This is a genomic window from Novosphingobium resinovorum, from assembly GCF_027922145.1.
In the GTDB taxonomy this organism is placed as follows: domain Bacteria; phylum Pseudomonadota; class Alphaproteobacteria; order Sphingomonadales; family Sphingomonadaceae; genus Novosphingobium; species Novosphingobium resinovorum.
Map to the genome: position 1 here is coordinate 129949 of NZ_BSFC01000002.1, position 14300 is coordinate 144248.

At 67.5% G+C, this 14300-nt stretch carries 13 protein-coding genes; 8 read left to right on the top strand and 5 right to left on the bottom strand.

Annotated elements, in window-relative coordinates; all coding sequences use genetic code 11:
* The first annotated feature begins 219 nt into the window (after positions 1–219).
* Together PKE80_RS00815 and PKE80_RS00820 are read left to right on the top strand one after the other, a co-directional pair.
* Complete coding sequence (locus tag PKE80_RS00815) at positions 220–660, top strand: glycine zipper 2TM domain-containing protein (RefSeq protein WP_271180871.1); 441 nt, start codon at positions 220–222, stop codon at positions 658–660.
* A gap of 251 nt (positions 661–911) precedes the next feature.
* The gene (locus PKE80_RS00820; RefSeq protein ID WP_271180872.1) at positions 912–1625 is read left to right on the top strand and encodes a hypothetical protein; all 714 of its coding nucleotides are present in this window, start codon (positions 912–914) and stop codon (positions 1623–1625) included.
* A 123-nt stretch (positions 1626–1748) separates the two neighbouring features.
* On the opposite strand, the gene PKE80_RS00825 is transcribed toward PKE80_RS00820, so the two are convergent.
* Both PKE80_RS00825 and PKE80_RS00830 read right to left on the bottom strand, forming a co-directional pair.
* Entirely contained in the window at positions 1749–3194 is a 1446-nt protein-coding gene (locus tag PKE80_RS00825; protein ID WP_036525909.1) for a succinylglutamate-semialdehyde dehydrogenase, read from the bottom strand.
* Positions 3195–3307: 113 nt separating this feature from the next.
* A complete protein-coding gene (locus PKE80_RS00830) occupies positions 3308–4705 on the bottom strand; it encodes a protein adenylyltransferase SelO family protein (RefSeq protein ID WP_271180873.1) in 1398 nt (465 codons plus the stop codon).
* Positions 4706–4781: 76 nt separating this feature from the next.
* Here PKE80_RS00830 and PKE80_RS00835 point away from each other — a divergent pair, with 76 nt between their 5' ends.
* From PKE80_RS00835 to PKE80_RS00855, 5 genes are all read left to right on the top strand, one after another.
* Positions 4782–5660 carry an alpha/beta fold hydrolase gene (locus PKE80_RS00835; RefSeq protein ID WP_008828927.1) on the top strand — a complete coding sequence of 293 codons (879 nt, stop codon included), beginning with the start codon at positions 4782–4784 and terminating at the stop codon, positions 5658–5660.
* Positions 5661–5674: 14 nt separating this feature from the next.
* Positions 5675–6802, top strand: coding sequence for a glycosyltransferase (locus tag PKE80_RS00840; protein WP_271180874.1), 1128 nt, complete (start codon positions 5675–5677; stop codon positions 6800–6802).
* A 121-nt stretch (positions 6803–6923) separates the two neighbouring features.
* Positions 6924–7712 (top strand): tetratricopeptide repeat protein, encoded by a 789-nt coding sequence (locus PKE80_RS00845; protein WP_008828925.1) that lies wholly within the window; start codon positions 6924–6926, stop codon positions 7710–7712.
* A 25-nt stretch (positions 7713–7737) separates the two neighbouring features.
* Entirely contained in the window at positions 7738–9099 is a 1362-nt protein-coding gene (locus tag PKE80_RS00850) for an outer membrane protein assembly factor BamB family protein (RefSeq protein WP_271180875.1), read from the top strand.
* Positions 9100–9166: 67 nt separating this feature from the next.
* Positions 9167–10486, top strand: coding sequence for a methyltransferase family protein (locus PKE80_RS00855; protein ID WP_271180876.1), 1320 nt, complete (start codon positions 9167–9169; stop codon positions 10484–10486).
* Between the two features lie 179 nt (positions 10487–10665).
* Here PKE80_RS00855 and PKE80_RS00860 read toward each other — a convergent pair whose 3' ends face one another.
* Positions 10666–12039, bottom strand: coding sequence for a glutamate--cysteine ligase (locus tag PKE80_RS00860; protein ID WP_271180877.1), 1374 nt, complete (start codon positions 12037–12039; stop codon positions 10666–10668).
* A gap of 69 nt (positions 12040–12108) precedes the next feature.
* Positions 12109–12855: a 16S rRNA (uracil(1498)-N(3))-methyltransferase gene (locus PKE80_RS00865; protein ID WP_271180878.1), complete on the bottom strand. Its 747-nt coding sequence runs from the start codon at positions 12853–12855 to the stop codon at positions 12109–12111.
* Positions 12856–12985: 130 nt separating this feature from the next.
* Here PKE80_RS00865 and ubiA point away from each other — a divergent pair, with 130 nt between their 5' ends.
* Positions 12986–13900 (top strand): 4-hydroxybenzoate octaprenyltransferase, encoded by a 915-nt coding sequence (ubiA, locus tag PKE80_RS00870; protein WP_271180879.1) that lies wholly within the window; start codon positions 12986–12988, stop codon positions 13898–13900.
* Positions 13901–13904: 4 nt separating this feature from the next.
* On the opposite strand, the gene PKE80_RS00875 is transcribed toward ubiA, so the two are convergent.
* Positions 13905–14276, bottom strand: a complete 372-nt coding sequence (locus PKE80_RS00875; RefSeq protein ID WP_271180880.1) for a VOC family protein — start codon at positions 14274–14276, stop codon at positions 13905–13907.
* Positions 14277–14300: the final 24 nt, after the last annotated feature.

Consider the following 14300-nt stretch of genomic DNA (forward strand, 5'->3'; position numbering starts at 1 on the left):
CTCTCCCGGCGGTCGAGGGTATCCGCCGTGCATGCCCCTTAGAAGGGCGCCGGAACGGGGGCAACCACTCGCTCCATCGCCTGTGCGCCAACGGCTCGTCGCAAAATCGAATCCTGACAGGCGCGTTGCGGTTCGTTCAGGATCGAAGGCTTAAAAATGAATGCGTAAGGCGGATCGACTCGGATGGCCGGTTCGCTTCCTTAGAAGAGGAGAGTTGAGATGAACGCATTCTTCAAGGCCTCGGCCATCGCCGCAGCCGCTGCCAGCCTGACCGTCGCACTGCCTGCTTCGGCCGCCATCGCCCCTTACGGCAACGGTTTCACCGCGCCGGGCGAACAGACCTACGAGCATGGCCGTGATCGCTATCGTTACTCGCGCGAGGATTATCGCCGCGGCTACGGCAATCGTGACAGCTATCGCTATCGCGACAACCGTTATCGCGATGATTATCGCCGCAGTTCGTGGCGCGGCAACGACGGCCGTTACTACTGTCGCCGGGGCAACGGCACCACCGGCCTGCTGATCGGCGGTGCGGGCGGCGCGCTGCTGGGCCGTGAGATCGACGGCGGCCGCGACCGGACCGTCGGCACCGTGCTCGGTGCGGCCGCCGGTGCCCTGCTCGGCCGCGAGGTCGACCGCGGCGGATCGCGCTGCCGCTAAGGCATTCGACAGAACAGCTTTCCCCGCACGTACGGCGACTTGCGGGGGAACCGTCCGGGCCTGAACGGCTTGGGCGGGAGGGCGCCCGCATTCGTGCGGGCGCCCTCAACCGCGTTCGTAATCCACGCTCCGCCGACCATCCCGAAATGGGACGAGGGGATTCCACCGCTGGCACCTTTGCGACTTTTCGCGTTTTCGTAAGCTATTGCGCGTAGCAGGAGCTTGCTGCCGCACCCGAAGGAACCGCGACGATGAAGACTCTGGCCCGAATGACCGTTCTGAGCCTGATGGGCACGATGATGCTTGCAGGCTGCGGCTCGGGCGACAAGCAGCCGGACCCGGCCGATACCGATCCAGCGCTCAATGGCGCGCTCGGCGACCAGATCATGGTCGATCCCGAGATGGCGGGGGATCAGGGCGCGGCTGTCTCCGCCGAGGGGCGCCGGATCACCGTCCCCGCGCAGGACCGCACGCCCGAAGCCATCGCCGCCGCCAAGAAGCAGGCGGCGCAGCTTGTCGGCGGCGCGCTCAAGCCCGCCCCCAGTCCGGCGCAGGGCGGGGGCGCGGCGCTTGCCGCCGGGGCTGCCACTGCCGCGCAAGTCGCTGCGGAGGCGAAGGTCGCCAAGGCGGACTGCTCGGCCAAGGTGCAGTATTCCAACACCTGGGCGGCCAAGCTGCCCGCCGAACTGCCGGTCTATCCGCGCGCCGCGGTGCAGGAAGCGGCCGGGATCGACGGTCAGGGCTGCGCGCTGCGCGTGGTCAACTTCGCGACGCCGGTGAGCGTCAGCGACGTGGTGAGCTTCTATTATACGAAGGCGCTGGGGGCGGGGTACGGCGCGGAGTACAAGATCGACGGTGGAGACAGCGTGCTGGGCGGGAGCAAGGGCGGCAAGGCTTACGTCGTCTACGCGCGCAAGCTGGACAGCGGGCTGACCGAAGTGGACCTCGTTGCCAGCGGGAAGTGAGAGGCACGCACCCAGTCCGTACCTCCCCGGTTCGTCATTGCGAGCGAAGCGAAGCAATCCAGGGCTGTTAAGCTCCGCCCTGGATTGCTTCGCTTCGCTCGCAATGACGAGTGATGGGCGCTTCTACCGCAACCCCACACCGATTACCGCGCGCGGTTGCTCCATCTCGCCCGAAGCGACCGGATAGGCGCAGTAATCCGCCGCATAGAACCCGGTCGGCCGGTGATTGCCCGAAAGCCCCACGCCGCCCATCGGCGCCGCATGGCTGGGGCCGATCGTAGGCCGGTTCCAGTTGACGATTCCGGCGCGCACGTTGGCCCAGAAGCGGTTGTACTCCTGCGGCGTGCCCCCCACCAGCGATGCGGCGAGGCCATAGCGCGAGGCATTGGCCTGCGCGATCGCCTGATCGAAGTCCGACACCCGGACCACCTGCAGGATCGGCCCGAACAGCTCGACGTCGGGGCGCTCGGCCATCGCGGTCACGTCGATGATCGCGGGGCTGAGGAAGGGCGCGGTCTCGTGCGTGCGGACGAGGTGCTTGATCGCGCGGCCGCCGTGGCTGAGCAGGTAGAGGAAGCTCTCGGTCAACCCGTCGGCGGCGGCATTGTCGATCACCGGTCCCATGAAGGGCGCGGGCTCGTCGAAGGGCGCACCGACGATCAGGCGGTCGGCGAGCGCCTTCACCTCGGCCATCAGCGCGTCGTACATCGTGTCCTTCACGATCAGGCGGCGCGCGGCGGTGCAGCGCTGGCCGCTGGTGGCGAAGGCAGACTGGACGACGATCGCGGCGGCGTCGGTCAGCTTGGGTGTGTCCCACACGACCATCGCGTTGTTGCCGCCCATCTCCAGCGCGACCATGCGGTCCGGCCGGGCCGCCAGCCTGCGGTTGATGGCGATCCCGTTGGCGGCAGATCCGGTGAACAGGACGCCGTCGATCCCCTCGTGCGCCACGTAAGCCGCGCCTTCGGCCGGGCCGCCGGGCGCGAACTGGACGGCGGCGGCCGGAACGCCCGCGCGGTGGAAGCAGCGGGTCAGCATCTCGCCGGTCGCGGGTGCACGTTCGCTCGGCTTGAAGATCACTGCGTTGCCCGCGATCAGCGCGGGTACGATGTGCGCGTTGGCAAGGTGCGCGGGGTAATTGAAGGGGCTGAGCACCACCAGCACGCCATGCGGCTTGTGGCGCACCGCCATCGCCCCCTGCAGCGCCGAATCGAGGCGACGCTGGGCCGTCCGCTCGGCGTAGGAGCGGATCGAGACCTCGACCTTGGCGATCACCGAATCGACCTCGGCGCGGGCTTCCCACAAGGGCTTGCCGACTTCGCGGGCGATGCAGGTGGCGAGCGCCTCGGCATCCTTGCGCACTTCGTTGGCGAATCGCCGCAGCAGTTCCATGCGGGTGGAGAGCGGCTGGGCCGCCCACGAGGGCCACGCGCGCCGCGCACGCGCGACCGTCTCGTCCACGTCGGCCACCGGGCCGCGCCAGACTTCCGCCCCGGTGGCAGGTTCGTGGGAGACGATCTCCGCCCTGGTATCGGGCCGGCTATCGGCCCTCTGGAGTTGTGCGGTCACGAAATCATCTGGTCCCAACGCGGTGCGGCTGCAGAAATACGGCTAATGACCCGTTAGCTTATAGGGTTCGACATTTCATCCCAATCGCACAGGTATTCCTACCGTGGCGTAAATCATTGGGGTGTAAACGGTGCCTTTCCAAGTTGTTCGCCTAGCCTGCGGATCTGCGCGACTTTGGCGTCCAGTTCGCTCCAGTCGTCATGCGCGTCGATCGCGGCCCAGATGCGTTCGACCTCGTCGATGAGCACGCCGGGAGGGGCGCTTTCCTGCCAGAACCGATCTTCCGTCGCGGCGGCGGGGGCATAGCCGGACAGCAGCGCGCCGAAGTCGCCGGCACCGGCATTGCGGCCACCGCGATGGAGGAAGAAGAACTGCTCGGGCGCCAGGCCGCTCTCGACCATGCTGCGCTCGGCGGCCTGAACCAGCGCCGTGTCGGCCTCCGCCCCCCGCGATTCTATGCCGAGGCGCCAGGTGAAGCGGCGGCACAGCGCCTGCTGGTAAAGTGGCCCGAACCGCTCGAGCGCGGCGACCAGCGGCGCGGTTTCGGCCAGCGGGCGCAGCGCGATGGCGAGTTGCTGGCAGTTCCAGAGCAGCGCTTCGGGCTGGCGGCCGAAGGCGTAGAGGCCGGTGCGGTCGAAGTAGGCGGCGGTGAAGCGCGGATCCCATTGCGGCGCCCAGCGCCAGGGGCCGTAATCGAAGCTCTCGCCCGAGATGTTCATGTTGTCGGTGTTGAGCACGCCGTGGACGAAGCCCGCCACCATCCACGCGGCGGCAAGGTCGGCCAGCCGCTCGACGACCTGATGGAGCAGGATCACTGCGGGTTCGTCGCGTCCCGGAGCGTCCTCGGGTGGCAGGCTGCCGGGGTAGGTTTCGAGGCTGTAGTCGACCAGTGCGGCCAGATGCGCGGTCTCCTCCAGCACGTAAAGGCGCTGGAAGCTGCCGATGCGGATGTGCCCGTGCGACAGGCGCACCAGCACCGCCGAGCGGGTGGGGGAGGGCTCGTCGCCGCGCCACAGTTCCTCGCCGGTCTCGACGACGGAAAAGGTCTTGCTGGTGTTCACGCCCAGCGCTTCCAGCATCTCGGTGGCAAGGATTTCGCGCACCGCGCCCTTCAGGGTCAGCCTGCCGTCTCCGTCGCGGCTCCATGGCGTCTGGCCCGAACCCTTGGTGCCTAGGTCGAGCAAGCGGCCCGCTCCATCGCGCATCTGCGCGAAGAGGAAGCCGCGCCCGTCGCCGAGGTCGGGGTTGTAGTTGCGGAACTGGTGGCCGTGATAGCGCAGCGCCAGCGGCTGCGGCAGATTGCCGGGAAGCGGCTGGAAGTGCCCGAAATGCGCCGTCCAGCGCGCCTCGTCGAAACCGTCGAGGCCCACCGCGGCCGCCCAGCGGTCATTGCGCCAGCGCAATTGATGGCGGGGGAACGCGGCGGCATGGACCGGGTCGCCGATCCATTGGGCGATCGTTTCGATTCGCGGATCGGGAAGATAGGGCGCGGGTTGCGGATCGCTTGGCATCGGGCGATAGTGGGGACCGCCCGGCCCGCTAGCAAGCCGGGTATTTTGTTGAATCTGATGAGGTCGCCGCCCGCGCATGAAGGTTTTCGAAGATCGCTTCTGGTCGAGCCGCGACGGTCTCAAGCTCCATTTCCGCGATTATCCCGGTCCCGCAGAGGGTGAAACCGGCTTGCCGGTGCTGTGCCTCCACGGCCTGACCCGCAACGCGCGCGACTTCGACGTGCTGGCCCCGCGCCTCGCTGCCAATCCCATTAGGGGACGGCGCGTGATCTGCCCTGACCTGCGCGGCCGGGGCGACAGCGAATATGCGAAGGATTCGGCTACCTACACGCCGGTCCAGTACGGCGAGGACGTCCTCGCCCTGATTGAGCAGGAGGGGCTTGAGCGCTTCGTGGTCATCGGCACCTCGCTGGGCGGACTGATGGCGATGGGGCTGGCGAGCATCATCCCCGACCGGATCGCCGCCGCCGTGGTCAACGACGTCGGCCCGTGGCTGAAACCGGCGGGCCTTGCGCGGATCAAGGACTATGTCGGCCAAGGCCGCACCTGGCCCACCTGGGTCCACGCCGCGCGCGGGCTGGAGGAAGTGCAGGGCGCCGCGCACCCCGGACAGCCGCTGGATTTCTGGATCGGCATGGCCAAGCGGCTGATGACGGTCGGCGGCAATGGGCGCATCGTCTTCGACTACGACATGAAGATCGCCGAGCCCTTCCTCGCGCTCGACGTCAATGCCCAGCCGGACTTGTGGGCGGTGTGGGACGCGCTGGCGCAAGTGCCGGTGCTGGTGGTGCGCGGCGGACTGTCCGACCTGCTTTCTGCCCAGACGCTGGACGACATGCTGCGCCGCTCGCCGAATGCCGAGGGGCTGACCTTGCCCCACGTCGGCCACGCCCCGACGCTCGACGAGCCCGAATCGGTTGCCGCGATCGAGCGGCTGCTGGCCAGAGCGGCCTGAGCCAGAGACCGGCCTTGCGCCTTCTCCACCTCCATTCGAGCTTCGCGGCAGGCGGCAAGGAACTGCGCGCGGCAAGGCTGATGAACGTCTTCGGCCCCGGCGTCGCGCATACCGTCGTCTCCGCGCAGCCGGGCGCATATGGGGCGAAAGTCGCGCTCGACCCGGCGCTCACGGTCGATTTTCCGGGTGATTTTCCTAGCCTGCAGGGCCGCCCGACACCGCTTCGCCTGCTGCGCATCGCCCGCGCCATGAAGCTTTTCGACCTCGTCCTTACGTACAACTGGGGGGCGATGGACGCGGTGCTGGCGCACCGGGTCTGGGGCGGCGTGCTGGGCCTGCCGCCGCTGGTCCATCACGAGGACGGCTTCAACGAGGACGAAGCTGGCGGCCTCAAGCCCTCGCGCAACTGGTTTCGCCGCGTGGCGCTGGCGCGGGCTTCGGCGCTGGTGGTGCCTTCGCAGCGGCTGGAGGAAATCGCGCTCGGCGACTGGGCGCAGCCGCGCCCGCGCGTGAAGCTGATCATCAACGGCATCCGCACCGCCGCCTACCTCGCGCCGCCCCCGCCCGATGCGATTCCGGGGCTGCCCAAACCTGTCGGCGCGAAGTGGGTCGGCACTCTGGCGGGCCTGCGCGCGGTGAAGAACCTGCCCCGGCTGGTCCGTGCTTTCGCCACGCTGCCGCCCGAATGGCAGCTGGTGATCCTCGGTGAAGGGCCGGACCGCGAAAGAATCGCGCAGCAGGCACGGGAATCCGGCGTGGCCGACAGGGTGCATCTGCCGGGCTTCGTCCCCGATCCCTCGCGCGCGGTGGGGCTGTTCGATCTCTTCGCGCTGTCTTCCGACAGCGAGCAGTTTCCCATCTCCATGCTGGAGGCGATGGCGGCCGGGCTCGCGGTCGCCTCGCCCGCCGTGGGGGACGTGGCGGCGATGGTGCCGGCGGAAAACCGCAGCTTCATCACCCCGCCCGGAGACGACGCCGCGCTCGGCGGGGCTTTGGCGGAACTCGCGGCGGATGACGGGCTGCGCGCCCGCATCGGCGCGACCAACCGCGCGCTTGCCCAGGCCCAATACGATGAAAACACGATGATTCGCAGTTATGCCTCGACCTATGGCGCGGCGATGGGCAAAAGCGACTTTCCGTGACGCCGCGCTCATTCAGCGGCGCTTCACCGCGGGACGGGCACCGACATCCCCGTTGAAAAGCCCCACCCATCCGCTAAACAGCCCCGCAACCGTCCCGTTTTTCGCTAGAAAGCGCCCTATCTTGGCTCTGCCCCCCGACACCAATTCCGCCGCCGCAGCGCGTAACGCCGCCCAGCAGGACGTTTTCCTGCGTGAAGTCGACGACGCCGTGCGCCAGGACCAGCTCGAAGGCTTCATGAGCCGCTACGGCAAGCCGCTGATCGCCGTCATCATCATCGCCCTGCTCGCCTTCGCGGGCTGGATCTACTGGCAGCACCGCCAGACCCAGGAGCGCGAGGCGCGTTCGGAGGCCTATGTGCAGGCGCTCGACGCCCTGCAGTCGGAGAATCTCGACGCCGCCAAGGCCAAGCTGGCGCCGATCGCCGGCGCCGATTCTTCGGACGCGACAGTCGTGTCGGCCCGTCTGATGCTTGCGGGGATCGCGCTGCGTCAGGAGAAGAAGGCCGATGCGCTCAAGCTCTATCGTGAGATTTCGGCCGACGGCAAGGCACCGCAGGTGCTGCGCGACCTCGCCTCCGTGCGGGAAGTCGGCGCCGACTTCGACGCGATGAAGCCCGAGGACGTCGTCAGCCGCCTCAAGCCGATGGCCGCGCCCGGCAATCCGTGGTTCGGTCCCGCGGGCGAACTCGTCGGCATGGCCTACCTGAAGCAGAACAGGCAGGACCAGGCCGGTCCGCTGTTCGCCGCGATCGCCAAGGACGAAAGCGTTGAGGACGGCTTGCGCAGCCGCGCCCGCCAGCTTGCCGCCGTGCTCGGCGTCGATGCCGTGGACGACGTGGTGAACGAAAAGGGCGAGCCGCTCGACAAGCCGATTGCCAAGATCGTCCAGCCCGCCGAAGTGGCGAACTGAGAACATGACACGTGAGGACATTCGCATGAACGCAGCCCGCAACACGTCGTCTTCGCGCGCGAAGAAGGTCGTGCCGCTGATCGCCCTCGCACTCGTCGCGGGCCTGTCCGGCTGCAAGATGTTCGGCGGCGGCAAAGGCCCGGCCAAGACCCCGACCGTGGGCAACCGCGTGCCGATCCTGTCGCGCATCGAAAGCGGCGCCAAGGTCGACGCGACGCTCGGCGCGGTTTCGGTGATCCTGCCCCCGGCAGAGGTCAACACGACCTGGGCGCAGGGCGGCAACACCCCGAACAAGGCTTACGGCAACCTCGCGCTGGCGGACAACCCGACCAAGGTGTGGACCGCGCAGATCGCCGGTTCGACCAACCGCGCGCGCCTTGCGGCGGCCCCGGTCATCGGCGGCGGCAAGCTCTACGCGATGGATACCGAAGGCACCGTCCACGCCTTCGACGCGCAGAGCGGCGCGAAGCTGTGGACCAAGAGCTTCTCGGTTTCCGGCAACAACGCCAAGTCCGTGTTCGGCGGCGGGGTCAGTTTCGACGGCGACAAGCTCTACGTCACCACGGGCCTCGGCGAAGTCGCGGCGCTGAACGCGGCGGACGGCAGCCAGCTCTGGACCAAGAAGCCCGCCGGGCCGCTACGCGGTGCGCCGACGATCGGTTTCAACCAGGTCTTCGTGATGACGCAAGACAACCAGATCGCCGTGCTCAACGCGGCGGATGGCGCGACCATGTGGCAGGAATCGGCCTCGCTGACCCAGTCGGGCGTGTTCGGCGTCGCCTCGCCTGCGCTTGGGCAGGGCACGGTGATCGCGGGTTACTCGTCGGGCGAACTGGTGGCGTACCGTTACGAGAACGGCCGTCAGGTCTGGTCGGACGCGCTTTCGCGCACTTCGATCTCGACCGAAGTGGGCAGCCTCACCGACGTCGACGCCGACCCGATCATCGATCGCGGCCGTGTCTATGCACTGGGTCAGGGCGGGCGCATGGCCGCTTACGAACTGGTCACCGGCCAGCGCATCTGGGAACTCAACCTCGCGGGCATCTCGACGCCGTCGGTGGCGGGCGACTGGGTCTTCACGCTGGACGACCACGCCGAAATCCTCGCCATCGCGCGCGGCACCGGCAAGGTCCGCTGGCTGACCGAACTGCAGCGCTACAAGAACGCCAAGAAGCGCAAGAATCCGATATTCTGGGTCGGTCCGGTGCTGGCGGGCAGCAAGCTGTGGGTCGGTAACTCGCGCGGGCTCGTGGCCACCATCGATCCGTCGAGCGGCACGATGACGCCATTCACCGAACTCAGCGATCCGATTTCGCTGGCGCCTGTCGTGGCGAACCAGACGCTCTACGTCCTCGACGATTCGGGCCGTATCACCGCCTTCCGTTGAATCAGGCGGGGCGCAGATCGCATGAGGTTTGCGCCCCCTTAACCAATTCCCTCTACGCCCTGCGGCCATGAGCACCGCATCCACCCGCCGCCCGGTCAGCGACGTTTCCGCAGGCATGGGCCTCTCCGGCCTCGTCGCGCTGGCCCTGTGGATCCTGTTCTGCCGCAACTGGGGCTCGGTCGTCGATCTGCTCGGCCTGCAGGCCCCGCGCGAGCCGATGAGCGGCCCCTATGCTTCGCTCGCCACGCTGGCCTTCACCGGCGCCGCCATGACCGCATGGTCGCTGCTGGTCGACAAGGTGCACTTGCGCCCCTCCACCGGCATCGACTGGTCGCAGCGTCGCCCGCTCTCCGAAACGCTCGACATCTCGATCACCAAGCTGACCGGGCTGTGGATCACATGGGCGCTGATAGGCTGCTTCTACTTCCTGTGCCGATGGTACTGGGAGGGGCAGTATCTGTTCGCTATGGACGTGTTGAGTGCCGTTGTGGCACCCTTGTTCGTCCTCTCGGTGCCCTATGTCCTCTGGCTCGACCGGGTCATGGTCGAGCCGCGCGACGCCTCCTGGCACTTCGGCGCGATGCTGATCGGCCGCGAGCCATGGAGCGCCGAAGAGGTGAAGAAGCACTGGCGCGCCTGGGCGATCAAGGGCTTCTTCGGCGCCTTCATGATCTCGATCCTGCCCGGCGGCTTCGCCCGCGTGGTAGAGGCGGATTTCGGCGCGATCGCACACAAACCCGTGGAATTGGGCTCTCTGCTGATCGAGGCGCTGTTCCTCGTAGACGTGCAGATCGGCACAGTCGGCTACCTCTTCACCTTCCGCCCGCTCGACGCCCACATCCGCAGCGGCAACCCTTTGCTGGCGGGCTGGGTAGCCGCGCTGATGTGCTACCCGCCCTTCGTGTGGGGCACGATGGGCAATGCCAATGTCCTCGGCTACGAAGTCAACACCGGCGGCTGGGCGCACTGGATGGCGGCCTACAACGTGCTGCTGTGGGGCTGGGCGGCGATGATGGTGGTGCTGACCGCGATCTACGCCTGGGCGACCTTCGCGTTCGGCCTGCGCTTCTCCAACCTGACCTATCGCGGCGTGCTGACCAACGGCCCCTACCGCTTCACCCGCCACCCGGCGTACCTGTCGAAAAACCTGTTCTGGTGGACCTCGACGCTGCCGTTCCTCGTGACGAACGGATCATGGACCGACGCGATCCGCAACACCGTACTGCTGGGCGTGGTGAGCGGCATCTATTATTGGCGCGCTCGGACTGAGGAAGCGCACCTGCTGGCGGAAGACCCTAAGTATCGGGAATATTACGACTGGATGGGGGAGAATGCCTTCATCACCCGGAGTCTGGGGAAGATCGGGCAGAAGTTGAAGTTCAAGTAAGTCCTGGGGCCATTGCCCCAGACCCCCGAACTGTCGTCGCCGCGCGCGCAGAGCCGTCAGCTCCACATGGCGCCGCAGGCTATTTGTTTCCCGGCCCACAGTCTTGCATGACGATGCCGTGCGCGTGACCTCGACGGTATACGGGGTGCAGGGGGTGGTAAACCCCTGCATTTCCTGCCTTAAAACGTCTTGAGCGCGTAAACCTTGGAAAGATCCCCGCCCCATTCGCCATTATACAGGTCGAGCAGCCGCTCGGCCGGAACCTTGCCGGTCTTCACGATCTCGGCCAGCGGTTCGAGATAGCCCGTTTCGTTGTCTCCCGCCGAGTTCAGGCGGCCTCGTGCGGCGAGGCCCGAGCGAGCGATATCGACCACTTCGCCCGCGATGTCGCGCAGTGTCCCGCCGCCTGGGATCGGCGCGTCCAGCCCCAGCTTCGGCGCGGCAGAGCGCAGCGCTTCGCGGCCTTCCATGTCCCAGTCCTTGACCAGATCCCACGCCGCATCGAGTGCGCCCTGATCGTAGAGCAGGCCCACCCACAGCGCGGGCAGGGCGCAGATGCGACCCCAGGGGCCGCCGTCGGCGCCGCGCATTTCGAGGAAGGACTTCAGGCGCACTTCGGGGAAGGCGGTGGAGAGGTGGTCCTGCCAGTCCGACAGGCGCGGCTTCTCGCCGGGGAGCACCGAAAGCTCGCCCTTGAGGAAGTCTCGGAACGAGAGGCCGGCGGCGTCGATGTACTTGCCGTCGCGGAACACGAAGTACATCGGCACGTCGAGCATGTATTCGACGTAGCGTTCGTAGCCGAAGCCGCCCTCGAACACGAAGGGCAGCATGCCGGTGCGGTGCGGATCGGTGTCCGACCAGATATGGCTGCGGTACGAGAGGTAGCCGTTGGGTTTGCCCTCGGTGAAGGGCGAGTTCGCGAACAGCGCCGTCGCCAGCGGCTGGAGGGCCAGCGAAGTGCGGAACTTCTGCACCATGTCGGCTTCGCTCGAATAGTCGAGGTTCACCTGGATGGTGCAGGTCCGCAACATCATGTCGAGGCCCATCGAGCCCACGCGCGGCATGTGGTTCAGCATGATGCCGTAGCGCCCCTTGGGCATGATCGGCAGTTCTTCGCGCGTCTTGTCGGGCCACATGCCGAGGCCGAGGTAGGCCTTGCCCAGCTTCTCGCCGACCTGCTTCACTTCGGAAAGGTGGCGACCGGTCTCGGCGCAGGTCTGGTGCAGGTTTTCGAGCGGAGCGCCCGACAGTTCCAGCTGGCCTGCGGGTTCGAGACTGACGTTGCCGTCCGCGCCCTTGAGCGCGATGACGTTTCCGCCTTCCTCGATCGGCGTCCAGCCGAACTGGGTCAGTTCGCCCAGCAGGTCGCGGATGCCGCCCTTCTCGGTGTACGAAGGCGCGTGGTGGTCGGCGGTGTCGTAGACGAATTTCTCGTGCTCGGTGCCGATGCGCCACGCCTCGCGCGGCTTTTCGCCCGCGGCCATCGGCTCGGCGAGTTGGGACAGGTTTTCGATAACCGGATCTTCGCGATCCGAAACCTCACGAGTGCTCATGGGCGCGGAATTAGTGTGCCCTTCGGCGCCGCGCCAGAACTTTTTGTACCGGTCAGTCTAACATTCCTGTCATGTCCAATCTCCGGACATCGCCATCCATAGCCCGATGGCGGAAATGCAGGCGGTTTCGGCACGCAGGATGCGCGGGCCCAGCGTGATCGCGCGCGCCTGGGGATGGGCGCGGACCAGATCCCGCTCGGTATCGTCGAAGCCGCCTTCGGGGCCGACGAGCAGCGCGGCCGGGCCTTTGTGGGCGGCGAAGGTGGCGGCTGCAGGGGCGCCGCCCTGTTCGTCGGCGAAGAACAGCGCGCGGTCCTCGGGCCAGTCGCGCAGCAGGGCATCGAGCCGGGCCGGTTCCTCGACGCGCGGCAGGGCGGTGCGGGCGCATTGCTCGGCCGCCTCGGTGACGATGGTGAGCGCACGCTCGGGGTTGAGCTTGTCGGCCACGCAGCGCCGGGTGACGACCGGCTGTACGGCGGCGACCCCCAGTTCGGTCGCCTTTTCCAGCACCAGATCGAAGTTCGGCTTCTTGAGCAGCGCGGCGCAGAGCACGAAGTCCGGTACGTCCTCGCGCTCGCGCAGCTTCATGCGGACCGAGAGCACGACGTCGCGCTTTCCGGCGGAAATCACCTCGCAGGCCCATTCGCCGGTGGCATCGTCGCAGGCAATCACCGCATCGCCGGGGCCGACTCGCATGACCTTGCCGAGATAGTGCGCCTGCTGGCCCTCCAGTGCGATCTGCCCACCTTCTTCGAGCGGTCCGGGGACGAACAGGCGCGGCGCGGATCGCGGCGGCCAAGCGGGGGTTGCAGGCATCTTCAACGGGTTCCTCGGGCTGAAAGGCCCTTTTCGCGCCTCAGCGGGAAGGATGCAACGGTGGGCAAGCTGTGTTCACCAGACACGTTCGGGCATGACAGGACGCGCGCGATGCACTACTCATCGCGCGATGCTCGAACCTTCGCTCGTCCCTGACAGCCAGCATCGCGGGCTCGTGTCGATGCTGCCGCAGCCGTTTCGCGACTTCGCGATGCTGGCGCGATTCGACCGGCCGATCGGCTGGTGGCTGCTGTTCTGGCCTTGCGTCTGGGGCGTGCTGCTGGCGGGTGGCGAAAGCCGCTGGAGCCTGATCGCCTGGCTGCTGCTCGGCTCGATCGCGATGCGCGGCGCGGGCTGCGTGCTCAACGACATCGTCGATGCCGACCTCGACCGCCGCGTCGCGCGCACCGCGCAGCGCCCGGTCGCGAGCGGCCGCGTCAGCAAGGGCGCGGCCTGGACCTGGCTGCTGATGCTATGCGCCGTTGGGCTGGTCGTGCTGTTCCAGCTGCGCCCGCCCGCCCAACTGGTCGCGCTCGGCAGCGTCGGTCTTGTCGCCGCCTATCCGTTCATGAAGCGCATTACCTGGTGGCCGCAGGCGTGGCTGGGCATGGTCTTCACCTGGGGGGCGCTGGTCGGCTGGATCGAGATCCGCAGCGATCATCTGGAGGCGCTGGTGGCGCTCTACCTCGGCTCGATCGTGTGGTGCATCGGCTACGATACGATCTACGCGATCCAGGACATCGAGGACGATGCGATCGTCGGCATCCGTTCCTCCGCCCGGCGCCTCGGCGCGCGGGTGAAGGGCGGGGTCGGCGGCTTCTACGCCCTCGCGCTGGCGCTGTGGGCGCTGGCGTTCTGGGCGATGCGGCCGGACTGGGTGGCGCTCGTCGCGCTGGTGCCGATGGCGCTGCACCTCGGCTTCCAGGTCATGACGCTGGACCCGGCGGACGGCGAGAACGCGCTCGCCCGCTTCCGCTCCAACCGCGATGCGGGGCTGGTGATGGCGCTGGCCTGCTGGGTGGTCGGCAACGCCGGGGTGATCTGATTGCCTACTCGTAGCTGACCAGCTCGAATTCTATCCCGTCCCAGTCGAAGAAGTAGAACCGGCGGCCCGGATCGTAATCGGCGTGGTTGAATGGTTCGAGGCCTGCGGCAAGCACCACCTGTTCGGCCGCGTCGAGATCGTCGACCACCAGCCCCACGTGGTTCAGCGGCGCGCCCTTGCCATAGCGGCCGCGCTCCCGGCGGTCGGTATAGACGGCGATGTAGCTGAAATCCCCGCCGACGTGGATCGTCTCGCCGCCGTTGATGGCGGGCCCCCGCCAGCGTTCGTGCCAGCCGAGCAAGTCCTGCAGCAAGGCGGACGAACGCTCGATGTCGCTGACGGTGAGGTTGGCATGTTCGAGGCGGCCCTGGGCCATTCTTCTTTCTCCTGCGTCACCGGC